The sequence below is a fragment of the Aquimarina acroporae genome (assembly GCF_023195925.1).
GTDB classification, from domain to species: domain Bacteria; phylum Bacteroidota; class Bacteroidia; order Flavobacteriales; family Flavobacteriaceae; genus Aquimarina; species Aquimarina acroporae.
In genome coordinates, this window is the sequence record NZ_JALPRE010000007.1 from 219,767 (window position 1) to 244,952 (window position 25,186).

Consider the following 25,186-nt stretch of genomic DNA (forward strand, 5'->3'; position numbering starts at 1 on the left):
TATTTTTACTACTTTTAGCCACTAATTAACTTAAAATATATTTATGGAATCAAATATGATCTTCGTACCAATTGCATTGGCAATTCTGGGCTTACTTTTTATGTTCATTAAAATGGCCTGGGTCAAAAAACAAGCCCCTGGTAACGAAAAAATGCAAGGTATTTCTAAAAGTATAAAAGAAGGTGCTTTAGCTTTCCTTGCAGCAGAATATAGATTACTATTAATTTTTGTGGTTATTGCTTCAGCAGCACTATTTGGAATTTCAACCATTGTTGACACAACAAGTTGGATGATTGTTCCGGCTTTTATTTTTGGTGCTATTTTTTCTGCATTAGCAGGAAACATAGGTATGCGTATTGCTACAGAAGCTAACGCAAGAACCGCAGAAGCTGCCAAAACTAGTCTTCCTCAGGCATTAAAAGTTTCTTTTGGAGGAGGTACTGTCATGGGATTAGGAGTTGCAGGTCTGGCCGTGTTAGGGTTAAGTTTGTTTTTCCTGTTTTTTAGCTCGCAATTTATGGGTAACGAAGGATCTTTTTATAACAATATGACTATAGTACTCGAAGCTCTGGCAGGATTTTCTCTAGGAGCAGAGTCAATCGCTCTATTTGCTCGAGTTGGAGGTGGTATTTACACCAAAGCTGCAGATGTTGGAGCTGATTTGGTAGGTAAGGTTGAAGCTGGTATCCCAGAAGATGATCCTCGAAACCCTGCAACCATAGCAGATAATGTAGGTGATAATGTTGGAGATGTTGCAGGAATGGGTGCCGACCTTTTTGGTTCGTATGTAGCTACCGTTCTTGCTGCAATGGTACTAGGAAATTACGTGATTCGGGACATGTCTCACACGACTCAGTTTACTGATGCTTTTGGTAACATGGGACCAATTCTTCTACCAATAGTTATTGCTGGAGTAGGGATTCTGGCTTCGATTATCGGTACTTTTTTAGTAGGAGTAAAAAACAATGAAGCAAAAGAAGCTCAGGTACAAAAAGCTTTGGATCTAGGGAATTGGGTAGCTATTATTTTAACAGTAGTTGCAAGTTATTTCTTAATTCAATATATGCTGCCTTCAACCATGCAAATGAATTTCTTTGGAGAAGGAGTTAAGGACGTATCTTCAATGAATGTATTTTATTCTACGCTTATTGGCCTAGCCGTAGGAGCTCTAATATCTATTGTAACCGCATATTATACTAGTTTAGGAAAAAAACCCGTACTAGACATTGTACAAAATAGTTCCACAGGTGCTGCAACCAATATTATTGCTGGACTAGCAGTAGGAATGAAATCTACTTTTTTGTCTGTTATTCTTTTTGCTGCCGCAATTTATGGTTCTTATGAACTTGCAGGTTTTTATGGTGTTGCGCTTGCAGCTTCTGCTATGATGGCAACTACAGCTATGCAATTGGCTATTGATGCCTTTGGCCCTATAGCCGATAACGCAGGAGGTGTTGCCGAAATGAGTGAATTAGAAGATCATGTACGTGAACGTACAGATATCTTAGATTCGGTAGGTAATACAACTGCTGCGGTTGGTAAAGGTTTTGCTATTGCATCTGCCGCCTTAACCGCATTGGCATTATTTGCTGCCTATGTAACTTTTACGGGTATCGATGGTATCAACATTTTCAAAGCAGATGTATTAGCTATGTTATTCGTAGGAGGAATGATTCCTGTAATATTTTCAGCTTTAGCAATGAAATCGGTAGGTAAGGCCGCCATGGAAATGGTTCAGGAAGTGCGTCGACAATTTAAAGAGATTCCGGGTATAATGGAAGGAACAGGAACTCCCGAATACGCAAAATGTGTAGACATTTCTACAAAAGCTGCCTTAAAAGAAATGATATTACCAGGTTTAATTACCATTATTACTCCTATTATAATCGGACTTCTATTTGGTGCTGAACCTTTAGGAGGTTATATGGCTGGAGTTTGTGTATCTGGTGTAATGTGGGCAATCTTTCAAAACAACGCCGGAGGTGCTTGGGATAATGCTAAAAAGTCATTTGAAGCAGGTGTCGAAATTGATGGAGAAATGACCTATAAAGGGTCTGACGCACATAAAGCTGCCGTTACTGGAGATACTGTAGGAGATCCTTTTAAAGATACTTCTGGTCCTTCTATGAATATTTTGATTAAACTTACGTGTTTAGTTGGGCTTGTAATCGCTCCTATATTAGGCGGACATCATGAAGAAACAGCTGTCGCCGATCAAGATGCTAAGGTTATAAAGGTAGAAGAAAACAAATCTTCGACTACTGAAACTACAGATAAAGTGGCGATCATAAAGTCTGTATCAAAATAAAAAACATAAAATTATCTTTAAACAACCTCGTTCCTTTGAACGAGGTTGTTTATTTTTATATCAAAATCTACTTTTTACATGTTTAAAAAGAAAACGTTACGTATCAACACCTATCAAGGATATGGCACAAAGACATTTTTTCGTGCAACTGGTAGAGCCCTTGAAGACGAAAACGTAGATTTTAGTGACAACCAAAGTATTTTTAAAACCCTTAGAAATATTTATCGCCAATTTGAAAGTGACGAGGTAAGAAACATTCCTATCAACATACATCTCCCTAATGGAAAAACTGTTGAAACAACTACTGATCATGAAGGATATTATCATGTGGAGTTAGAGACTTCTATACCAGATACCCAAAACACTGAAAATTATTGGGTAGACTACGCAGTATCTTATAAAAAAGAACTGATGAGAAAAAAAATAAGCGATGGCAACACTTTCCAAAGTCAAATGCTTATTCCCTCTTCTGAAACTGAATATGGTATCATAAGCGATATAGATGACACCATTATTCATACAGGAGTAGCTTCTTTTTTTAAATGGAGGGTTATTGCAAATACGATTTTTAAAAATTTCGACAAACGACAAGCTATCGAAGGGACTGTCAATTTTTACAAAAAATTACAGTATGGAAAAAGTAACAAGCCTGTAAATCCTTTTTTTTATGTGAGTAATAGCCCTTGGAATTTGTATGATTATTTAAGTGCTTTTTTTAAAAGGAATAATTTCCCCAAAGGGCCAATCTTATTGAGAGATTTCAGAACTCCTTTTGACAAAACACCTAAACCCAAGATTCCGCATAAACAATCTGAGATCACCAATTTATTAAAGATGTATCCCAAAATGAAATTTGTTTTAATTGGAGATTGTGGAGAAAAAGACGCAGATATTTATACACAAATTGCAAAAGAATTTAAAGGTAGAATTTTAGCAATCTACCTAAGAAATGTGGACCATCGTAAAAAGGAAAGACGTATTCAAAAAATTATAAATTCTTTCAAACTTGCACCCACCTTACTTGTTCGCACTTCAAGGGAAGCCCTTGATCATGCGAAGGAAATAGGCCTAATCGATTAGCTTTTCAGACTTCTTACTTCCGAAGTAAGTGCAAGCATCGCTTCCTGTAACTGTTTAATACTTGCCGAATCTGAGTTAGCATCAATATTAAAACTTAATTTACTATTTACTTCCCACAGTTCTACAATTTGATGTACCTGAATAGTGTAAGGTAGATACTCCGGGTTTAATGAAATTAAGGTAATTGTAGAAGCGTCTTCATTTTTTCTCACCTTTTTTACCACAACGCTATCTTCCAACACTACAACACAAATGGCATTTGACCCAATTTCAGAAAGACTATTAATAGCTTTTCCTATTACCCACTCTTTTGGTTCCAGCACGGGCATCATACTATCCCCTTCAACCTGAAAACCTCTATAGGTAGCATTACGATATTCCGGCAAAGGGATATCAAAAGCAGGTAACTGTTGATACCAATCTACATCCTGTACATTATGAGGATAACCTGCGGCTGCTTTCACATTTACCAAAACAATGTTCTCATTATTCTGTGTATCTACTGTGATTACCTTTGGTGCAACATCTCCTTCCTGTAACTGGATTTTTTTCTGATTACTTTCCCCAAATAACCAAAGCGGGTTTACATTAAACTCTTGTAGCAATTTAGCCACTACTTTCCCTGAAATTTTCGTCTTACCCCTTTCGATATCTGCAGTGGAATTTTTAATATCCAAAATCTTTGCAAAATCGGCTTGGGTATAATGATTCTCTTCGCGAATTGATTTAAATCGCTTAATGGTTTGGTCAGTTAAGTTATCCATAAACTAGGATTTTTATTATTATCTCATAAGCAAACTAATGATTTGGGATAATTTCTAACAAAGATACGAGATTTTGGAATATTTCCAATTTTAACATAAATATATTTTAATTATTATGGAAATTTTCCATAAATTTGGAAAAATTACTACTAAACATCCAACTATGTCTTCACAAATTATCGCTTTACATCAAAAAGTTCCAGAAAAGATCATACGTCACTCATTAAACAACAGCATTGAGGTTAAAGAACATCTTGACATAAAACTAATAGATAAGGGATATCAATTTAAACGTAATCAAATTATAGGTAGATATCGTTTTGATTTCTATTGTCCGAAATTCAAAATTGCCATAGAGGTAGATGGATATGCTCATGAATTTTCAGATATCCACAATCTCGATGCGCCCAAAAAACTGTTTATTTCTTCATTAGGAATTACAGTATTGCGATTTACAGATCATCAGATTCTCGTAGATATTTGTGAAATTTTCAGAGCCATTAATACGCAGATAAAATCAAAGGTCAATTCTTATGTCGTTTGACCGTATTAGAGAAAAATTATCTATCCTAGCTGATGCTGCCAAATATGATGTTTCATGCGCTAGTAGCGGAGGCAAACGATCAAATACCAATAAAGGATTAGGGAACAATACCGGAATGGGAATTTGCCATAGTTACACAGAGGATGGCAGATGTGTTTCGCTCTTAAAAATACTTCTTACGAATCATTGTATCTATGACTGTGCTTATTGTATAACAAGAAAAAGTAACGATATAAAAAGAGCAGCTTTTAAGATCCAAGAAGTTGTGGACCTTACTATTAATTTTTATAGAAGAAACTATATTGAGGGCCTCTTTTTAAGTTCTGGCATTTTTAAAAATGCCGATTATACCATGGAACGTTTAATTCAAGTAGCCAAAAAATTACGTCTAGAAGAAAATTTTAACGGATACATTCATCTCAAATCTATTCCAGGTGCTAGCGACGAACTAATGCGACAAGCTGGATTATATGCAGATCGTTTAAGCGTAAATATAGAAATTCCTACCATTTCTGGACTTAAACTACTTGCTCCAGATAAAAAGCATGAAGATTTTGTTAAACCAATGACCAAGGTTAAAAACGAAATTATTCAATACAAAGAAGAGAAGAAAATTATCAAAAGTACACCTAGATATGCTCCAGCAGGGCAAAGTACACAAATGATCATTGGAGCTACTGGAGAAAGCGATTGGGATATTATGCGGTCTGCCAATTACTATTACAAAAAGTTCAATATGCGAAGAGTGTATTATTCGGGATATGTTCCGGTTTTAACCGATAATCGCCTTCCCTCCCTTGGTACCGCAGTGCCCATGCTTCGTGAAAACAGGCTTTATCAAACAGATTGGCTTATTCGTTTTTATGGTTTCTCAGTTAATGAGATACTTAATGACACACATAAAAACCTTGATGTAGATATTGATCCGAAATTAAGTTGGGCGCTACGAAATTTGAACTTATTTCCCGTAGATATTAATAAAGCAGACAAAACTATGCTTGCCCGAATACCAGGTATTGGGATGCAATCTGTATACAAAATACTACAAGCCAGAAAATTCAGAAAATTAAATTGGTCTCATTTAAAAGCGATTGGAATCGCATTAAACAGAGCTCAATTTTTTATCGTTTGCGATTCTAAAGATTTTTACAAAAAAGAACTTTCTGCGATTTCTTTAAAAGAAAAAATTGTAAAAAATAGTAGTAGTAAATACAAAAAACTTATCAACGGGCAACTCAGTCTTTTTTCCTAATATCTTAACTTATGAACGCACAAACCATTTTACTTTATGACGGGAGTTTCGACGGTTTTTTAAGTTGCGTATTTGTTGCCTATGATCAAAAAATTACTTCTCCTATTATTAGAAAAGAATATCAAACCAACAACCAGTTGTTTACCATCAACGAAACCATTATTACCAACCGTCAAAAGGCAAATAGAGTTTGGGAAGGGTTTAAGTCTAGGACTAAACCCAACGAACAAAGAGGTTTTTTCAAAGCTTTTCTAAGCGAAATAAAAGGTGTTGAAAACACTCTTTTTAGCTATATGAGAACAATCTTTAGTAATCCTATAAATCAACATATTGATTTTGGAAATAAGGATATCCTCAAAATTACACAGGTTGCTAAAATGGTAGATCGAGAAAAACATAGAGTGGAAGCTTTTGTAAGGTTTCAATTGACAAAAGATGACATTTATACCTCAACGGTTTCACCAGACTTTAATGTTTTGCCTTTAATCGTTAAACATTTTAAAGATAGATATGCCGATCAGAAATGGCTCATCTATGATACGAACAGAAAATATGGTATCTTCTATGATCTCACCTCTGTAGAAATAATAACTTTGGAAGAGCCAGCAAAAATCCTACCCAATCAAATTCAAAACATCTACAAAAAACAGGAGGTAGATTTTCAAAAACTATGGAGTACTTACTATAACAGCGTGAACATAAAGTCCCGAAAAAACACCAAATTACATGTACAACATCTCCCTAAGAGATATTGGAAATATTTAACTGAAAAAAACATTAGAGAGTAACAAAATCATTGGTATCTACTTTACACATCTCAAGGCATGTTTTTTATCTAACAAAATAAAGTGTTACATTTGACGTTAAGTAACCAATTAACTATATCTATTTATTATGAAAAAAATTTTTCTAGGAGCTATGGCTCTAATGTTAGCTGTATCAGTAACATCGTGTAGAGAAACTGCTAAAGAAGCCGAAGAAGCTGCAAAAGACGCTGCAACTGAAGTTGTTGATGCCGCTGGCGAGGCTGCTGAAGCTGCAAAAGACGCTGCTGGTGAAGCTGCTGAGGCTGCAAAAGATGCTGCTGGTGAAGCAGTAGACGCTGCAAAAGATGCTGCTGGTGAAGCAGTAGACGCTGCAAAAGACGCTGCTGGTGAAGCAGTAGATGCTGCTACAGATGCTGCTACAGACGCAGTAAAAGAGGGTACTGAAAAGGCATCTGATGCCGTTAAGGACGCTCTCAAGAAAGATAACTAATTGAGATTGATATTAGGACAAAAGCCATCTCTTAACAGAGATGGCTTTTATATTTTATTCTAGCCACTTTACTTTTTCCATCGCTGCTCCTCTTTTCGAGTCTAAGTCTTCTTCTTTATCATAATAGCCCATATAGAAAAAGCCTAAGCACCTCTCCCCTTCTTCAAAATCAAAAAAATCACCCATATATTCAATTAACTTTGGACTGCTCCAATAACACCCAACATCATTTGCCGCACAAGTAAGCCACATGTTCTGAACAGCCATAGCCGTTGAGGCAATTTCTTCCCACTCAGGAACTCTTTGTTTTAGATCTCGTTGTATGCAAATGGCAATAATCACCTGAGCCGATTTGCAGTTATTTATTATTTTTTTGTGTTTGAAAGGAGAAAACGCTTCATCAGTAGTAATATCTGTATAGGTATCAGATAAAAACTTTCCCAATTTATCTTTTGCATTACCTTGTAGCACCTTAAATCTCCAGGGTTCTGTTAATCTATGTGTAGGCGCCCAATTTGCATTTTCTAACAATTTAATGATAAATTCTTTAGCTATTGGCTTATCATTGTATTGAGGAGGAAAAACAGACCTTCTTTGTCTAATTATTTCATCTATATTTGACATACAATTTCTTTTTGTAAAGTTATTAATATTCGAAAGACTAAAGCTACTAGCAATCGATTAACAAATATACCTAATTTGAATTCCAGTCGCAGATTACTTCAACAGGAACAACTAGATGATCTTTCTCTGTCGGGTCAAAGATTAACCGAAACCCTGTCCAGCCTTAAGTTAATTAACAGGTGGTTTGGTAATCATCGATATCTTGCTAAAACACTTATTTGGTATTGTAAAAAGAATTCTCAAGCTACAAACTGGCATATTGTAGATTTAGGTTGTGGTGGGGGCGATTGCATCCAACACCTCTCAAAATCATTGGAAAGACATAATATAAAAGCCACCTTTACCGGTATAGATGGAAATAAAGAAAGTATTTCATTTGCCCAATCAAATACCTCAGTAAATACCCCAGTAAATTTTATGGTTGCAAATATACTAGCGAAAGACTTTTTATTGCCTGAATGTGATATTCTGATAAGCAGTCATTTTATATATCATTTTGATGATCAGCAACTTATTAATTTTCTAAAAAAAACATCCTCCACCAAAATAAAACACATTATTTTTAGTGAGCTTTATAGAAGTAAAACATCCTATTTTTTGTTTAAAACAATTCGATTTTTACTTCCCATTTCACAAATGGCAAAAAGTGATGGCTTAATCGCGATTAAACGTGCATTTTCTATTAAAGAACTTAAAAGCATCATAGAAAACAGTAAAGCTACTCGGTTTAAAATTGAAAAAAAACCTTTTTTCAGGATGCTGGTAACTATAGATTTTTACAAATGAAAAACATATTGACAGACTGGTTAACTACTCTTAAACAAACACCAAAAACTCTAATTATAACCTACATAATTATTTATTTTATATGGGGGTTTGGTATGAATGTTTTTGGAGCAGAAGTTGAAATTGCCAAATTTACATATTGGTGGCAAGTCATTACATGCTATATCTTATATATGGTTCCTATTTCTATTATACTGAAGAAATATCATTTTTTTGATCAGTATGCCTATGGCTTGGTTGCAATGGGAATATTAGAGTTTTTAGGGTATTGGTTAAAAACCTCATATGCGTACCCAAACAATATTTTGGACCAATTATTTAATCCGCAAAACTTTAGTTTGGGGATGGCTTTATTTTTTGCATTATACTTCCCTGCCGGAAATTGGCTCGTTGGAAAAGTACATACACTTCTTTTTCCTAGAAAAAACTAAGACTACCCTTTTTTAGGAACCAAAACGAATTGTTGTTTTCCCTGCTTTTTCACTCTGTATTTGTCTTTAATATCTGAAGCTCCTTTTAGATCCAAAGTATCATTTATATAATCTATCCAATCTTGGCGATCAACGATGACATTATCTAGAACGGTATCAGTAAAATTGGCATCAACAATTTTTGCCCCCCATAACTTAGCTTCAGAAAGGTCTGCTCCTGTAAAATCTGCACCAGATAAATTTGCATTGGTTAGATCAATTCCGGCCATTTCGGCATTTTTAACATTAGCTTCAATAAGTCTTGCCCTACTCAAATTAGCATCAGAAAGATTTATATAACTCATATCAACTTCTTTCAATTCGCTACTTGCAAGATTAGCAGCAGGCATATTGGCTTTATAAAGATTAGAATGATTCAATTTTGCATATTTTAGGTATACTCCCCTACCAAGAGATACTTCCCGCAAGCTACTATATTCAAAATCACCAGCGTAAAATATATCACTTAACGATTGTTGTCCCAAATCACTTTTTATAAGACTGTAGAGCAGTTGACCTCTCTCCGGACTTATTTTCTTATCGATAAGCTTTTCCCCTTCTTTATATTTGTAAGGTTGCATTGCCAACGATAAGCTTACAATTCTTGCCTGTAAGGTATTACTAATATTGTTTTTAGAGTTTACACCTTTATACTTCAATTCTTCATTCAAATCGCTCAATACATTATCCATTACAAACACCAAAGATGATCTTCGTTGAGACTCAACCAAATCGGTTTGATTATGTACCAACTCATTTTGATTTTTTAATAAAAGTGTTTGTATAACCAATATAGTAGAAGGAAGAACTGCGAAAAAAAATGCAAATAACCCTATTCTAGTAATTCTCCATATGATGCTAGATGAGACATCAGAAACCGTATCTACAGACACTGTTTTGTACTCTTTATACTCATGTATTGCATCATTTATACTTCGTTTTAATCTTGATCCCAAAATGGGTACACTAGATTTCTTTAATAACCACCATTTGAATTTTCTCTTTTTCTTTCTCTTGTCGTCAATTTTATCAAGTTTATCCTGAAGAATTTTGTTCTCGGTCTTTAGCCTATCGATATATTCTTGTTCATTCACAGTTCCAGGGGTTTTGAATTTTAAACGCTTAAGATATAAAAGTTATTATGACATAAAAAAGAAAGCCCAAATTATAACGCATAAAATGAGCTTTCGTACAACATAAAGGCATCCAACAAATGCTTCTTTATTTCAAATACGTTGAAATATCACTAGCAATGTCTTCAACAAGCGAAAATTCTTCTTCTTCTTCGATAAGATTCATTACTTTAATTAATAGATGTACATATCCTGTAACATATTCTCTTTTACGATGATCACTTACATATTCTTTTCCCTCAACCACTATAAATGTGATTAAATTTCTAATGATTAATCTCATTTCTGTAATATCTAATTCTTTATTCATCGCTCCACTTTTTAAATACATCAATATTAAATATCAAATGAATTTAGAATCTTCAGCTTTGAAAGATGAAAAATAGTTTCAATTAAATCATCAATACTCGATAAAAAACACGTTTTATCGTTTTTAGAACACCAACAATTATTCAATGTATTTCTTATTTTTGCAAACAACTATCAACACTACTACAGTTTTATGTCTCATAAATTTATTTTTTTAACGGTATTTATATGGATTGTTTTTTCTTGTAAAAAAAGTAATGACACAAAAACGTTCACCACAGATACTAATGAAGAAGAAGTGGTTACAATTGCGAAAGACACTTTATTTTATCTCTTTGAAACCATTGCCGAATCTATGGATAAAAAAAAGGTGAACCTTAATGTAGTTTACAGGTTCACTCTTGAGAAAAAAGATTCATTATATCAAAATAAAGACAAAATCACGGAGCTAAACAATACTATAATTAAACCTGAAGTAAACAAATATATTCGCAATGTGATCTCAAATACCCAAAAGGACGATCTAAAAAATTTTAAAGATCAAATCGATATTACTAAGCTAAACTCTTCACTATCCCAATATGGAATAGAGCTTGTCAAACTTTCTCCAACCGTTATCAATAGAGTATTGGCACCCAACTAAAACCGAAAAAGCCTCAAAGCAAATGCTTTAAGGCTTATTATATATACGGACTTTGAATACGGAACATCTTGGCTAATTCCAATAATCAAAATTTCCCTTGTCGCAAATAAAAAAAACGAATTAGTAAAAACCAAAAAAGTATTCTTAATCTTTTGATTTTTAAGACTTTTTTGTTAAAAAATTAAGAAGGTCATAAACTCCCATCATTTGTTTCTTGTTGATTATTTATATTAATACGACAAAAGAAATATACTTGAACTATTAAATATTAAGATTAGAATTTGAAATTTAAGTCTAACCTGGCCCTGCTACCAGTTTCTAATTCCTCTCCCAGTTTTTTAATTTGTTCTACTCTAAAACCTCTGAAGATCAGATTCAATTTACGATTGATTTGATAGCCAATACATAGTTCGACCCCTTTAAAGTTTGACAATCTAGATCCGGTAGCTTCAAAAGAAGAATAATCCCATCGCGCCCAATCATTTTGTGCAAAATAATCGACAATGGCATATTTTTCAAGGTAGGTATAAAACAGGCCTAATTTCCAGGTTTTTTCCTTTTTCATATTCCCCATTTGTAAGCCTACTACATACCCCAACTTTTCATCTTCAAATCCTACAGGTATATTTTCATTGTCTAAACTTTCAAAATTAGAATAAAGGTCTATTCCTAAAGAAATATTTCTTTTTTTGGAAATAGAAAACTTAGCGCCAACATTAAGAATAGCATAGTTCTGTAAAAAAGTACCTTTCCCATCTGGAACATCGGCAATGTCATTAAAATAAAAGATCCCAGGGTAAAGTATAAGTCGATCATTGAATAAATTTGCTTTTACCTGCCCCGCAACCAAATAGCTATCTTCATCTAAAGACTTGTTTTGAGATAGGATTACAAAATGTCCAAGATTAACATCGATCTCACTCACAGTTTTATCTTCAAAAAAATGTTTGTACTGAACAGATATTCCTTCGGGAAAAACGTTATCATTCCAAAACAATTCATTTTGTTTATAAAAAGGAAAAACATTTTTCCCTAACCAAGCCTTCCAGTTTTTATTATAAAATTGAACATAAGCCTTTTCCAGTCCAAGTTCGATTAACGAAAACTCACCTCCATTACCCCCTAAAGTAACATGAGGCCCCTGTTGATCATTTCTGTTTCCGGTTCGAATCCTAGCACCAGCTTGAATCCAATCTTTGTAATTATATACTGTTTGCAGACGAAATCTATATCTATAGCGTGTTCTATCGTCTCTTTTTGTTCCGTCGGATTTATTCGAATCCCAATCTTGTTCTACTCTAAATCTGAAATCTCCAGAAAAGCGTAATGCATCCTTCTCTATTAATTGTGCAGACGAATGAAAAGCACAAAAAACAGAGACAAGAACGAAAAATTTTCGTATCATCTAATTATGGATAGTATATGTGGCTAATAGCTGCGACTTACACAGCGCACAAAGAGTCAATATTTTGATAATCGGGATAGTGAGATACATCGTCGCAATTGCAGTAAGTACAGTCTGGACGTTTTTCGATATCGTAGGTAAAAAACTCACTATCTAATGCATTATAAACTAATAGTTTTTTAAGCATTGGTTTGCCAAATTCTGCTAAAATTTTAATCGCTTCAGTGGCACATAATACACCAACTACGCCTGGTAGCACCCCAAGCACTCCTGCTTCTGCGCAAGAAGGCGCGAACTCTGCTGGCGGAGGTGTAGGATATAAGCATCGGTAACAAGGTGTCTCTTCTGCTGCATAAGCGGGCCAAAATACCGCAACCTGACCTTCGAACCTAAATACCGAACCGTGTACGTTGGGTATTTTCAATTTAACGCAAGCATCATTAATCAAATACCGTGTATTAAAATTATCGGTTCCATCTAAAACAATATCATAGCCACTCATTATTTCCTCTACATTATCTTTGGTAAGCCTTTCGTTATATGTATTGATGGTAATATCTGAATTAAGTTGCCGAAGTGTCTTTTTGGCCGACTCAACTTTTGGAGTGTTTACAGTGGCCTCGGTATGAAGAATCTGGCGTTGTAAATTTGTTCTATCTACAACATCGTTATCTATAATTCCAATAGTTCCTACACCCGCAGCTGCCAAATAAAGAGCTACAGGAGAACCTATCCCTCCAGCACCAACAATCAAAGCCTTACTTTCTAATAGTTTAAGCTGTCCTTTTTCTCCTAATTCAGGAATTAAAAGATGTCTTTTATATCGTTCTGCTTTATCTTCATCTAGCATTTTAGGGACAGTTACAGGTAGCACCTGATTTTTCCACTCTTTAAATCCTCCCTTCACCGAAAATACATTCTCATATCCCATGGCTTTAAGATTTGAAGCGGCTACGAGAGATCTTCGTCCAGAAGCACATAGTAAGAAAATATGCTGTTCCGAATTTGAAGTTTCATTCATTATTTGCATCTCCAAAAGACCCTTTGGAATTTGCAAAGCAGCTTCTGGACTACCCTGTTTTACCTCATCTTTTTCTCTTATATCTATTAAGATTGCACCTTTAGAAGTTTGTTCAAATGCAAATTGTACATCAATCTCTGGGATATGTTTTTTTATCTTTTCCAGGTAAGCTTCTACATTCATAATTTTAAGTTTTATAAGCCTGATGGTTTATGACAGGAATAACATTGATATGCTCTTTTAAAACTTCCGGAGTTTATAAAAGACTTTAAATCAGGCTTCCCCAACAGTTGATTGGTTTGTTCTATATTTTGTCTAAATGCTTTTATTTGTTCCATTTTGGCAACACGTTCATCAAATGTGTTTTTATCGTCCCAGGAATTTAAAAGTGCTGTACGTTCATTCTTAATAAAGTTACTTGCGGTCTCTAAAATTTGGATATGATAGTCTAGCGCTTCAAGTTCAGTTTCAGAAAACTGATCGTTGGTTTGTATGATCCAATCTAGTTTTTTCAAGTTCAAATCAAACCGATAGAGCGGTCCAAGAATCTCGGGGTATCGACCACCAAGATCTGCCAGTGATCCAGGCACTAATCTTGCATTTACATGAAACAGTAATTCGTCCATTCTAGGATTACCAAAAGTGTTTCTGGGATCATCGTAATTGGTCATTGTCACCATCGACATTAATACGTTCCAGTTGGCGATGACATCATAATTAATTAATCGCACCCCCACATAATCGATAGCATCATTGTGAGCTTCGGGGTTTGCCAAATTATTATTTTTTAGTCGTTCATGTACCTGTCGTACTGCAACATAAAACCCATATGCTTTATCATTATATCCATTGATATTATAGCCTCTTTCTATAACAGCTTCTGCTCTTTTCATCATCGCTTCCATTTCCTTCTGTTCAAAATCAATAGTACTGGCATCTAAGCCAGAAAATAACCCTTTTTGCCTGTTTCCATTAATTTGTTCAAAAGTAAGTCCTCCATCCAGATAGGTTCCTGTGAGTCCCAGCATGTAAAAAGAGAAATATTGACTAAATAATCGCATATTCTCCAAATCACTAACACTTTGAAATACTCCCGCATTGTATTGAGTCTCTACATCATCAAATGTTTCTTTAATATTTTGTAAGAATGATGGAATATCTGAAACTATTTCAGAAGATGTAAAGTCTAGATTATCAAAAAACATAGGGCGAATCTCACTTAAAAACTTTTTCGTATCTGCTTCAGGTTCATCATCAGAGTCGTTACAAGAATATACTCCAAAAAGCAACGAGAACATTAACGGTATAACTAGTACTAATTTATCTTTTTTCATAGCTGAAATTGTAAAAAAGATTGCAAGGAATGGTGAAACGTATTCATGAATTCGCACAACCTACAAGAAACTCTATAATTACTTTCTAATGTCGAATACTTTCGTACTCCTCGCAATCTTGTGTAATAAATTATTGTTGGTTTATCTGTGATACATTTCTATTCCCGAGTTGGTTTACTACTGCAGAATTGAATGTTCCTCCTTGATAGATAGTATTCTGGTTACCTTCTCCAAACTGAGTTACCCAGCTTCCTTGACCGTACCCTTCTTGTACGATATCAGAAAGATTACCATTTCCTCCTTGAATAACTAAAGATATTGCATCATCTGCAACTTGTACCGTGCTTGCAGCATTACCTTCACCTCTCTGTTCTAGTATTACACCGTTGCTATATCCTGATGGATGCACCGCAGGAGCACCTAGCGAGGTTTGACTTACAAAAGATTGGTTATTGGCTCCATCTTGCAAAATACTAGAATAGTTAATATCGTTGTTTTGAATGATTTCTGAATAATTTGCCTTGCCAGACTGATATACTTCTGCTCCATTACCATTACCTAACTGAGTAACAAAATTTGCCTGAAAACCACCTGTTTGAACAGCTGTATTTAAATTATTATCTCCAACCTGCGTAATCCAACTACCGTGGCTATCGCCTTCTTGTAAAACGTCTGAGCTATTCGCGTTTCCTTGTTGTACTATTAATGCGATATCGTCATCTCCTGCTTGGGCGATATTTGAGACATTATTATTTCCCTCTTGAGAAACTATGGCTCCATTGGTGAATCCTGATGGGTGAATTGCCGGAGCTCCCATGGATAGCTGATCTATATTCGAAGAATTCTCATCTCCAATTTGAGTAACACTAGCATAGTTAATATCACTTTTTTGCGATATATAAGAAGTGTTTGCTACTCCATTTTGATCGGTTTGGTTAGCGTTACCACTTCCTATTTGTTCTGTAAATGCAGCGTTATTCGCTCCTAATTGATATACATTACTCGCATTTAAAACTCCAGATTGAAGTGTAGACGCAATGTTAGCATCTCCAAATTGTTCAATTTTGGCATCGTTCTGAGTAAGAATTTGATCAACGGTCGCAAGATTATCATTTCCTTCTTGATTGACCTCTCCCTTATTTTCTTGAGAAAATGTAACTACTGAGCTCAAAAGAGCCACCCCTAAAATTGTGATTTGTTTCATGATTTGTTTATTAAGTTATAATTAGACTTTTGCCTTAAAATGATGTGTGTGATAGTAATGCACCCCTAATATTTGGATGACATTACAAACTGAGAGGGATTCATATGAATATTAAATTCATATTGACCCAAAGAGTAAACTGATTCTTAAAATATTTGCTATTTGCCTTGTATAGGTTTTTATTGAAACACTAAATTTAATTAGGCTCAACACTCTTAGCGTTGGTATGTGGTGTGCTTTTTTTGAATCACCATTTATACCATGAAGTTGTTTATTTGGAAACCGTGAGAACCGGTATATCTTTCTTTTTATACGATACTATTTTGTTTAATAAGTTGTTGAGCTCATTTTGACAAACATGCTCCATAGTAAAAATATGGGTATAAATTTTACCATCACTTTTCCGGTACGTCGGCATATGAAACTCTTTAAGCATATCTGGAGAAGAAACTTCAAAATAAACACAAGGAGAAAAATCATTACGTAGGGACTTAATATCATAGGACAACAACCTTTCATGAAACCATTTCGCCTTTTGTAATACATTCTCTGTTCTATCTACCATTCCTTGTATCCCTATTTTTTTGAGTTTCATTAAAGTAATAAAGGGTGTTAAACCATCTCTGGAACCAGGAATTGTAGTGTCAAAAGATGCGTAATCTTCTACATACGAATTTGCATTACAAGTCATAAGACTAGATCTACGCATGAGAAATAAAGATCCAGGAACGGGAATACCTACTCGTTTATGAAAACTAACCGAAAGGCTGTCTATTTCTGGAACACTAAAATCTAGTTTTAGAGGTCTTCCTTCCAGAAAAGGAGTTATCATACCTCCAAGTGCAGCATCGAGATGTACATAATATTGTTCTTTGGTTATATACTGATCAATAACAGAAACTAGTAACTCTACATCATCGTAAGCTCCTTTGGACACAGTCCCAGAACAAAAGCAAAAAACAAAATTTTGACTTCTATCTGTATTTGATAAAAATTCAGATAATGCATCGGGATCTATCTGCCCCTCGTTGTTTGTTGGCAACTGCACTATTTGTTTTACTCTTGTAATATAAGCCGCCTTAGTTATACTATTGTGTGCGTCTTCTGATGTAACTAAAATCGTATTTTCTCCCATTTTTCTAAGTCCAAGATGAACACCTTGTAAATTTGAAATACTTGAGCCAGAAGTATAATAACCCCATACATCTTCCGCATTTAATTGTAATATCTCTGACACTATACGAACAAGTTCTCTTTCATATTTAAAAGTTTCAAGATGCCCTCCTTCTCCGCAAAACGGATCTCCCAAATTATTAAGGGTATGCTCTAAGAAAGGAGCAAAATCTAGACAATCTTGATTTTCTTGATTCATTTGGATACCAAAACACTTCTTTTTTTCGAAATTTAAATATGATAAAAAGGTATCTAATTCATTTTGATATTCTCTTTGACTTATCTGCATAATACTAGGTTTTAAGATGTTGTGTGTTACTATTAAATAAGATTGAGTTTATAAAAGAATACTTTAACCTAAAAAATAATTAATTGATTTACAGATAATTAAAATTAAATCTCCCTAAAAAAAGACAAAAAAAGGCTGGCCACAAAAAAATCATGGCATCACTATATAACAACAAAATGTAGTGTAAAACGGTACCTTAAAAACTCTTAACTCCTTTTTTTTCTAGGTTTTCTTCTTTCTCTGGTGTAGATACCATAAGATTATCTATCTTCTTAGATAATAATGATTTATCAGCTTTAATTCTTGCTAACCTCAAAGCTAGCTTATAATTGCGTTTCGCTTCTAATTCATCTATCCCTTCATATAGATCTCCAAGCAGAGAATAGTATAGGTGGTTATTTGATAATTTTAATTTTTCGGCTTCCTTTATAGCTGTTCTTTTCCCTTTTACTTTAGATAAAGCATAAGTTCTATTTAATGCAGCTACGGTTGAGTATTCTATTTGTAATAGTTGGTTATATAATTGTAAAATCTGATCCCATTTCTCTTGGGTTTTATCTTTGTCACGTATAGTGTGCCAGTACCCAATTGCAGCTTCGAGATGATATTTTGAAACTTTATCTCCTGTACAAGCTTTTCTAAGATAATACCTTCCTTTCTCTATCAAAGATGTATCCCAAAGCGCTATATCTTGATCTTCATATAAAATAAATTCTCCATCCTGATCCATTCTGGCTTCAAACCTCGACGTATGAAAACACATAAGCGAGAGTAAAGCATTTACTGAAGGTTTGTTGGTAGTTTCACAATTGGTAAGTAAATAATTTAATCGTACCGCTTCATAACACAGATCTTTTCGCAAACTTGATTTCTTACATTGAGAATAGTACCCTTCATTAAACAGTAAATAAATAATCTTTAATACCGTATTTAATCGTTCTTCAAGTTCGGAATCCTTGGGTATTTTTAAATCTAAATCTGCAGCCCTTAGCTTTTCTTTTGCTCGAAACAATCGTTTATTAATAGTATCCTTACTTACTAAAAAAGCATTTGCAATTTCCTCTACTCCAAATCCACATAAAATACGTAATGCTAGAGCAATCTGAGCATTTTCTGGAATGGTCTTGTTACAAATGGCAAAAATGGTTTTGAGCTGGCTATCAAGAATACCTTTTTTCGATAGATCAATATCAATCTCATAAGAAAAATCGGTTTTACTGCTGTTTAAAACGTCTGGAACTACCTTATTTCTATAAATATCATTCCTCTTTTGTACATCGAGCGTTTTGTTTTTCGCTACTTTATACAACCAGGCTTTTGGATTATTTGGAATTCCTGTTGTTTGCCATGTTTTGGTGGCTACCAAAAAGGTGTCGCTTACTATATCTTCGGCAGTTTTAATTTGATCAATACCAAACGTTTTTATCAATACCGCAATGATTTTTCGAAACTCCGTTCTAAATAAATCTGATATTAGTTCGTTTTGGCTCATGAACATTCACTATTTAGTAGTAAGAAACATTGTTACATATTAGCTCCCAAAATAGATAAGCAAACAACAGGAATATCTTGTGAGAAACTTTAATAAAGCTACTAAATATATTTGATTAAAGTTTCCTTTTTCTACCTGAATATTAATTATTTTCAGGTACTTCCATAATGTCTCTAATTTCTACGTTTCCGCCAATTTGAAACACTGGACATTCTTTGGCAAATTCCATCGCTTCTTTCATAGAGCTCGCCTTAAGAATCATATATCCTCCTACAATCTGGTTCAATGCTTCGTAAGGTTTTTTCTCAACCTTATCGTTTGGTAGGAGAACAGCGGCCTCAGAACCGATTTGATGTGTACTTACTAACTTTCCTTGAGCAGCTATACCCCCAATCCAGGTCTGCCATTGCTTAATACTTTCTTGAATTTGCTCAGGAGTTAATTTGTAATGATCGATGTTTTCACTTCTGAAAAGAAGCATGTATTTTTTGGGTTGATCATTATCTAATTCTGCTGCGGCCAAAGAAGAAAAGGTGAAAAGGCCAACAATTACTACAGTAATTAATTTTGCGATTGTTTTCATAATTTAAATTTAGGTTTTAATATTAGTTAGTTGTGTTTTTTAATATACTACAAGGTCTCTTATTTCGATTTTTCCTCCCATATCCAAAATTGGGCATCCATCTGCCAATGAAGCAGCATCTTCTGCAGAATCTGCCTTTAATAACATAAAACCAGTCACCACTTCTCCATCTACAACATAAGGTCCTTGAGAAACTGCATTATCTGAATTAATAACTTTTGAATCTACTCCTATTTCATTGGTTTTGATAAGTTTTCCTTGCTCTGCAATGTTGCCAATCCAACTTTGCCATTTTTTTGTATTTACTTCGATCTCTTCCGGAGTAGGTTTGTAATCACGGAAATCTGAAGAAGCCCTTAAAATCATCATAAATTCTTTCATAAATTATAATATTATCTAGTTAAAAAATTTTACGCTTTATAATTAAGACGATCCAAAACATTTTTTTTGGACAGGTCACTGCATTAAATTCAAAATCGATAGCTCATTCCTACCATTACGTTATTTGAAATCAACCTTTTGAAGTCGGATTTCTCATCTCCAATATTTACTAACCCTACTGTGAAGATTTCTAACTGATCCAGCAAGTTCCATTCAATTACTCCTGAAATCTGACTACCTCCATCATCGAAAGAATAAAAATACCTGAGGTTGTAATTCAACTTGCCAAAGACATCATTCTCTCCAAGCTGAGAAAACATATAGTTTTTGCGTAAATATGGCATTCCGGTATTTATGGCACGACCTAAATTTCGGTCTGATAAATCACGGGTAACATCAAAATTGTATTCTACAGACGAAGTAATCATAGCATTCAATACATCAACCTCATCACTGTTATACCCCTTACTATTGTGATAATATTCAAGGTTAATGGTCGGGCCAATTTTCAAAGTATATGATGCTCCAATTAATCCCGAAAAAAAGAAATCATCATTTTGCTCTCCATTGGTCATATTAAATGAAATTAGTTCTGTAGGATGCCCCTCTACCGGATAGAATCTATTTATACCATGCTCAAAAGCACTATCTACCCAAATTACCATTGCTTCACCAATATTCTTTTGTGCATAAATTCCTAAATGATATTGTTCTTCTTCAGAAACAGAAGCTATAGCCCCTACATTGTAAGAATCTCCATAATACTCTGTAAGCAAACCATAACGGCGTGAAAATTCGAAGAATGGCTCATCAAAAACCGTTTGAACTTCGCCCTTACCAATATTGGCTATCAAAGTAAAATCTATATTCTTTTTTGTAGACCAATTAAACTCTACAAAATCCATTGGACGTACTTCTATTTTAGGATTTAATCTACCTGCATCCAAAAAAAATGGATTACTAGGATTGATAAATATTGACGTCCCAAATGGTTTCAAATATCTACCTCCAGCCGCATAGAATGATTCCCCAATGAGTATTTTCCCTTTTAAGGCTTGAAAATAAAATTCTGTATCTGGTTTTCGTCCTTCGGCCAAAATCATATTGAATCTCGGACTTACTTTTAAAGAGAATTTATTCTTATCAAACTTTAATTCAGGGCGCACAAATACTCCCCCTTCTGTTTCATTCAGATTAGCGATTCTATTGTCTGGATTTAAAGTCCCATCTTCATCAACAAAATCTCTAAATCGCATAAATGGTAAAATATCTGCCTCGACAGTTGTAGACTCAAAAAACCATGATTTTATAGATGATTTTTCCTGACCTATCCCCAGAAATGATATCGATATTGCCAAAAGGCAAATGCTAATAGTTCTCAAAAGACAATTGTTTTTAAGGTAAAAACGCTTAGAAGCAATAGAAGAATTGCCTCGTAGTGGTATTTAGTTGGTTATTATGTTTATTGCTAGTTTGAAAAGTTGAATTAATCCATTAAAACACTCTTCTGAAACTTTGAGTTGCTAAAGGATTTAAACTCTGGGCTAGTCATATTAAGTATCGTACTATCTTCAGTATTGATATTATCAACGATTTTTACCTCAGAGATATATTTATCTTTTTCATTTTCATAGAGCATCTCATTTTGATATTTGAAAAAAGCGGTTTTAATGAGTTTTTTTGATTTTCCGTAGAACTCGGCTTTCACTCCATGGTAATCTTCCTTATTTATCCAGTATTTGATTTTTGAATAACTCACCAAATTGTTCTTAGCCACTAACTCATAGAGCCAATACTCTTGACCATCAATTTCTGTTTCTTTTACTTCACTAATATCATAGTCCTGATAATAATTTGCAGAAGCAACATCGGCATTAGAAGCAGACCCAGACAAACGTTGCCTTCCAGAAATAGGAACAGGTCTACTTAATCCTTTTTTGATAAACCACATATTATTACCTCGAAGTAGTAACTTTTGGCCTCCATATTTTTTAGGCTTCAAAAAAGTTATTAATGCAAACTGCTGAGTATCTGTGGTTGAAGCCTCTACTTTCAGATTTAATTCATTTCTAATAGCACCTTCTTCTATATTCTGTACTTGTACTTCCCAACTTATTCCAGGAACTTGTCCTCCACGATACTGATCAGCTCTTTTGAGTATAGTATCATAATCTGTTTCGAGTATGGGTTTTGAAGAAATCGTTATAATCATTACCACTAACGCTACGGTTCTAAATATGATTGTTTTCATGTGTTATAATATTTTACAGGTATAGAATTTGCCAAGGAACTATTCTCAATACGCATCAAAAACTTCATCATGGCATGTTTCAATATTTCTATGGTTAATGGTTTCTAAAAAGACCAAAGTGTAAGTACTGCTCCCACAATACCACAAACAAATGTCCCTATGGCCCTGTTTTTATAGTCCTTATAGTAATGAAATGCCTCCTCACTTGTAGCTAATTGTATTTTTGGCCAAGTAACTAAGGTTCCGTATAAGGTAAAAAGTGTCATAATAGATAGACATAATACTCGAAGTGCAAAAAACACTACTTCTACTCTCCCTTCTGGAGGATGAACAATGGTCAATGCCGTTCCTGAGCCCCAAAGCTGAAATATCCCAAAATACACACTGTAGTATACTCGTTTCCCCTGCCCTATTATAAATCGAAATGGAAAACGTCCTTCGAGTACACTTTCTTTGGCAGATGGCCAATCGATAAATGTCCCCATAAAAACAGACCCAATCCAAACGATTCCGGCTACCAAATGAATTGATAAAATTATTTTCTCTACCATAAATTCTAATACTTATCCTCCCGCTCTCGACAATAAAAGAGAGATACAAGATCCGTCATTCACTTCTGTTTCAAGTCCCTTAAGAACATTTATGTTTTTATTTTCTAAAAACAAATTGATATAAGGCTTTACCTGCCCGTCTTCCTCTAATAAGCGTTCCTTAACACTTCCGTATTCGATATCTAAATGATCCAAAAGGTCGGCCACTCTATTTCCTTTAAATTGAATAGATTTTTGATCATCTATAAACTTTGAAAATTGAGTCGGGAACTTGAGTGATACTGTAGTTGTTTTCATAATAAGCTTTTAATTGATAGTAATTAGTGATTTAACCACGTTTTGTCCGGTAATTTTTCTAGAAGCGATAAATGAAGATACCAGTGAGGCCAAACAAAACAGAAGTAATACCGGCAATACACTTTTCATTTTAATAATAAGTTCTATAGGCACTTCTGTTGATGCAACTGGTGGAATAAAAGAAACTTTTAAAGATTTAAGAATAAAGGTTATTAGCAATAGAATAGGTACGGCTATTGCACAACCGAGAATTCCCATGATCAAGCCTTCTAGGCAGAATAAATAAATTATTCTTCGTTTAATTAATCCAATTGCTCTTAGAGTACCAATTTCACGGGTTCTCTCGGCTACAGACATTTGCATGGTATTCAATAATGTCAACAATACAATGACTGTTATGATTATGGTCAGGACTCTAAAAATAATTCCGAACATCTTCTTTACCTTAGAATACGTAAGAGATACTTCAGACCAAACCTTAGAAGACACTTCGTATCCTGCCACATTTAAATCCTGGATAAGCTGTTCTTTTACCTTGTAAATATTCTCAGGATCTTTAATTGTGACAATAATACGTTCTGCTCCTTTGGTATCATATAATTCTTGTGCCATATAGAAATTGGACAAGATAAATTTATCATTAGTCGCCGGGTTACCTGTGTTATAAATATGCCCAACCTCAACATCAACCGCATTGGTTATACCATCTATAGTTGATACCAATAATGTGAGATTCTCGCCCTTTTTTATATTCAAATTTTCTGATAATTCTGACCCTATCGCTACAACAGCTCTGTCTTTACCTTCTGTATCCAATGAAACGGTTTGTAAGCTTCCTGATCTACCATCTACATCGGTAATCACCAGTTTTTTATCATCTTGAGGCACAATGGCTTCAGTAATAAAAATTGTAGAAGACTTCCCATTACTCACAACGCCAAATAAACTTAAACGTGGTGTAGATATGGTTACCTCAGGGTTTTTATTTATGATAGAAAGTATTTTGTTAAGATCTTCTGCTCCCCATACATACTCCTCAGGATTCATTTTTCCATATTCAAAATACCCCTTTTTGGCTAAAGTGAGATGCCCTAACTTTTCGCCAATTATCGCTTGTTCTTTTAGACGAGAAAAAATATTATTTACAATCCCGCCGATTACTCCAAGTGCTGTAAATCCAAGAGCAATTGTCATTATAGTGACTATAGATCTTTTTTTATGTCTGGCAATATTGCGTAAAGCCAATTTTAAATAGTTCATATCGTTTTTAGCGTATTAATTCATAATGTAACCGTCTTCCATATGAATCACTTTATCTACTGTATTTATAATTTTTGGATCATGAGTAGAAAATAAAAATGACATATGTTTTGATCTGTTGAAATACTTCATCAACTCGACAATTTCCTGCCCTGTTTTACTATCCAATGCCGATGTAGGTTCATCTGCAATAATTACTTCTGGTTCGGTAACCATGGCTCTAGCAATTGCAACCCTTTGCTGCTGACCGCCACTCAAATTATTTGGCCTCTGATGGATATAATTTTTTAACCCTACTTCTTCCAATATGGCTTCAGCTTTTTCAAAACTTTCTTTCTTTGATTTTTTTTGTATCTGTAACGGGAAAGCAACATTTTCTATAGCAGACAAAACTGGTATTAAATTATATTGTTGAAATACAATTCCTATTTTTTCACTTCTCAAAGCGGTAATCCTATTATCACAAAAGTTCTTAATGTTTTCCCCACAAAAATGCACCTCCCCAGAAGTTGGAACATCAATTAAAGAGATAAGATTTAAAAGGGTGCTTTTTCCGCTACCAGAAGGACCAGCAACGACCATAAAATCTCCAGATTCCACAGAGATATTAACTTCTTTTAAAGCCTTTAATTCTTGATTCCCTAATGCATATGTTTTATCAACATTGGTTAATTCAATAATTTTTTGATTATAATTCATCTCTGGTATGTTTTACTAGGTTTAGGTTTTGGTACACAAGAACATTGTGAAGAAACCTTATTATACCTCTAGGTAA

General features: G+C 34.3%; 27 protein-coding genes. 9 read left to right on the forward strand and 18 right to left on the reverse strand.

The genetic code is table 11. From position 1 onward, the window contains the following. The first annotated feature begins 43 nt into the window (after positions 1-43). Positions 44-2,308, forward strand: coding sequence for a sodium-translocating pyrophosphatase (locus tag M0D21_RS12200; protein ID WP_248329855.1), 2,265 nt, complete (start codon positions 44-46; stop codon positions 2,306-2,308). Positions 2,309-2,386: 78 nt separating this feature from the next. Continuing rightward, entirely contained in the window at positions 2,387-3,388 is a 1,002-nt protein-coding gene (locus tag M0D21_RS12205) for an App1 family protein (protein ID WP_248329856.1), read from the forward strand. Here M0D21_RS12205 and M0D21_RS12210 read toward each other — a convergent pair. Further along, positions 3,385-4,152: an XRE family transcriptional regulator gene (locus tag M0D21_RS12210; protein WP_248329858.1), complete on the reverse strand. Its 768-nt coding sequence runs from the start codon at positions 4,150-4,152 to the stop codon at positions 3,385-3,387. The two genes, M0D21_RS12205 and M0D21_RS12210, sit on opposite strands and share 4 nt — an antisense overlap. 163 nt (positions 4,153-4,315) lie before the next feature. Here M0D21_RS12210 and M0D21_RS12215 point away from each other — a divergent pair, with 163 nt between their 5' ends. The 4 genes from M0D21_RS12215 to M0D21_RS12230 all read left to right on the forward strand — a co-directional run bounded on the left by M0D21_RS12215 (position 4,316) and on the right by M0D21_RS12230 (position 7,205). Next, positions 4,316-4,696, forward strand: a complete 381-nt coding sequence (locus M0D21_RS12215) for an endonuclease domain-containing protein (protein ID WP_248329860.1) — start codon at positions 4,316-4,318, stop codon at positions 4,694-4,696. Continuing rightward, complete coding sequence (locus M0D21_RS12220) at positions 4,686-5,948, forward strand: putative DNA modification/repair radical SAM protein (protein ID WP_248329862.1); 1,263 nt, start codon at positions 4,686-4,688, stop codon at positions 5,946-5,948. Before M0D21_RS12215 ends, M0D21_RS12220 begins: the two co-directional genes overlap by 11 nt. An 11-nt stretch (positions 5,949-5,959) precedes the next feature. Continuing rightward, on the forward strand, positions 5,960-6,736 hold the full coding sequence (locus M0D21_RS12225; protein WP_248329864.1) for a TIGR03915 family putative DNA repair protein: 777 nt from the start codon (positions 5,960-5,962) through the stop codon (positions 6,734-6,736). Between the two features lie 106 nt (positions 6,737-6,842). Then, on the forward strand, positions 6,843-7,205 hold the full coding sequence (locus M0D21_RS12230) for a hypothetical protein (protein WP_248329866.1): 363 nt from the start codon (positions 6,843-6,845) through the stop codon (positions 7,203-7,205). A gap of 54 nt (positions 7,206-7,259) precedes the next feature. Here M0D21_RS12230 and M0D21_RS12235 read toward each other — a convergent pair whose 3' ends face one another. Beyond that, entirely contained in the window at positions 7,260-7,829 is a 570-nt protein-coding gene (locus M0D21_RS12235) for a nitroreductase family protein (RefSeq protein ID WP_248329868.1), read from the reverse strand. 75 nt (positions 7,830-7,904) lie between these two features. Between M0D21_RS12235 and M0D21_RS12240 the strand changes: the two genes are divergently transcribed. Both M0D21_RS12240 and M0D21_RS12245 read left to right on the forward strand, forming a co-directional pair. After that, positions 7,905-8,615 (forward strand): methyltransferase domain-containing protein, encoded by a 711-nt coding sequence (locus tag M0D21_RS12240; protein ID WP_248329870.1) that lies wholly within the window; start codon positions 7,905-7,907, stop codon positions 8,613-8,615. After that, the gene (locus M0D21_RS12245) at positions 8,612-9,046 is read left to right on the forward strand and encodes a hypothetical protein (RefSeq protein ID WP_248329872.1); all 435 of its coding nucleotides are present in this window, start codon (positions 8,612-8,614) and stop codon (positions 9,044-9,046) included. Before M0D21_RS12240 ends, M0D21_RS12245 begins: the two co-directional genes overlap by 4 nt. A 2-nt stretch (positions 9,047-9,048) precedes the next feature. Here M0D21_RS12245 and M0D21_RS23065 read toward each other — a convergent pair whose 3' ends face one another. Both M0D21_RS23065 and M0D21_RS12255 read right to left on the reverse strand, forming a co-directional pair. Further along, entirely contained in the window at positions 9,049-10,179 is a 1,131-nt protein-coding gene (locus M0D21_RS23065) for a pentapeptide repeat-containing protein (protein ID WP_248329874.1), read from the reverse strand. 127 nt (positions 10,180-10,306) lie between these two features. Then, positions 10,307-10,549 carry a hypothetical protein gene (locus tag M0D21_RS12255; RefSeq protein ID WP_248329876.1) on the reverse strand — a complete coding sequence of 81 codons (243 nt, stop codon included), beginning with the start codon at positions 10,547-10,549 and terminating at the stop codon, positions 10,307-10,309. Positions 10,550-10,720: 171 nt separating this feature from the next. Here M0D21_RS12255 and M0D21_RS12260 point away from each other — a divergent pair, with 171 nt between their 5' ends. Beyond that, on the forward strand, positions 10,721-11,170 hold the full coding sequence (locus M0D21_RS12260) for a hypothetical protein (RefSeq protein WP_248329878.1): 450 nt from the start codon (positions 10,721-10,723) through the stop codon (positions 11,168-11,170). Positions 11,171-11,444: 274 nt separating this feature from the next. Here M0D21_RS12260 and M0D21_RS12265 read toward each other — a convergent pair whose 3' ends face one another. The 14 genes from M0D21_RS12265 to M0D21_RS12330 all read right to left on the reverse strand — a co-directional run bounded on the left by M0D21_RS12265 (position 11,445) and on the right by M0D21_RS12330 (position 25,110). Then, positions 11,445-12,575 (reverse strand): putative porin, encoded by a 1,131-nt coding sequence (locus M0D21_RS12265; RefSeq protein ID WP_248329880.1) that lies wholly within the window; start codon positions 12,573-12,575, stop codon positions 11,445-11,447. Between the two features lie 37 nt (positions 12,576-12,612). Next, positions 12,613-13,779: a molybdopterin-synthase adenylyltransferase MoeB gene (gene moeB, locus M0D21_RS12270; RefSeq protein ID WP_248329882.1), complete on the reverse strand. Its 1,167-nt coding sequence runs from the start codon at positions 13,777-13,779 to the stop codon at positions 12,613-12,615. Positions 13,780-13,790: 11 nt separating this feature from the next. Then, complete coding sequence (locus tag M0D21_RS12275) at positions 13,791-14,930, reverse strand: hypothetical protein (protein ID WP_248329884.1); 1,140 nt, start codon at positions 14,928-14,930, stop codon at positions 13,791-13,793. A gap of 130 nt (positions 14,931-15,060) precedes the next feature. Continuing rightward, the gene (locus M0D21_RS12280; RefSeq protein WP_248329886.1) at positions 15,061-16,134 is read right to left on the reverse strand and encodes a hypothetical protein; all 1,074 of its coding nucleotides are present in this window, start codon (positions 16,132-16,134) and stop codon (positions 15,061-15,063) included. 271 nt (positions 16,135-16,405) lie between these two features. Beyond that, on the reverse strand, positions 16,406-17,596 hold the full coding sequence (locus M0D21_RS12285; protein WP_248329888.1) for a pyridoxal-dependent decarboxylase: 1,191 nt from the start codon (positions 17,594-17,596) through the stop codon (positions 16,406-16,408). 196 nt (positions 17,597-17,792) lie between these two features. Next, positions 17,793-19,088, reverse strand: coding sequence for an RNA polymerase sigma factor (locus tag M0D21_RS12290; protein ID WP_248329890.1), 1,296 nt, complete (start codon positions 19,086-19,088; stop codon positions 17,793-17,795). A 142-nt stretch (positions 19,089-19,230) separates the two neighbouring features. Further along, positions 19,231-19,671, reverse strand: a complete 441-nt coding sequence (locus M0D21_RS12295) for a YciI family protein (protein WP_248329893.1) — start codon at positions 19,669-19,671, stop codon at positions 19,231-19,233. Positions 19,672-19,710: 39 nt separating this feature from the next. Beyond that, on the reverse strand, positions 19,711-20,052 hold the full coding sequence (locus tag M0D21_RS12300) for a YciI family protein (protein WP_248329895.1): 342 nt from the start codon (positions 20,050-20,052) through the stop codon (positions 19,711-19,713). Positions 20,053-20,141: 89 nt separating this feature from the next. Beyond that, entirely contained in the window at positions 20,142-21,434 is a 1,293-nt protein-coding gene (locus tag M0D21_RS12305) for a hypothetical protein (protein ID WP_248329897.1), read from the reverse strand. Positions 21,435-21,538: 104 nt separating this feature from the next. Continuing rightward, the gene (locus M0D21_RS12310) at positions 21,539-22,303 is read right to left on the reverse strand and encodes an outer membrane lipoprotein-sorting protein (RefSeq protein WP_248329899.1); all 765 of its coding nucleotides are present in this window, start codon (positions 22,301-22,303) and stop codon (positions 21,539-21,541) included. Positions 22,304-22,407: 104 nt separating this feature from the next. Beyond that, entirely contained in the window at positions 22,408-22,854 is a 447-nt protein-coding gene (locus tag M0D21_RS12315) for a hypothetical protein (protein ID WP_248329901.1), read from the reverse strand. A gap of 12 nt (positions 22,855-22,866) precedes the next feature. Beyond that, positions 22,867-23,151 (reverse strand): ubiquitin family protein, encoded by a 285-nt coding sequence (locus M0D21_RS12320; protein WP_248329903.1) that lies wholly within the window; start codon positions 23,149-23,151, stop codon positions 22,867-22,869. 9 nt (positions 23,152-23,160) lie between these two features. Beyond that, positions 23,161-24,411 carry an ABC transporter permease gene (locus M0D21_RS12325; RefSeq protein WP_248329905.1) on the reverse strand — a complete coding sequence of 417 codons (1,251 nt, stop codon included), beginning with the start codon at positions 24,409-24,411 and terminating at the stop codon, positions 23,161-23,163. 15 nt (positions 24,412-24,426) lie between these two features. After that, the gene (locus M0D21_RS12330) at positions 24,427-25,110 is read right to left on the reverse strand and encodes an ABC transporter ATP-binding protein (RefSeq protein WP_248329907.1); all 684 of its coding nucleotides are present in this window, start codon (positions 25,108-25,110) and stop codon (positions 24,427-24,429) included. Positions 25,111-25,186 lie beyond the last annotated feature (76 nt).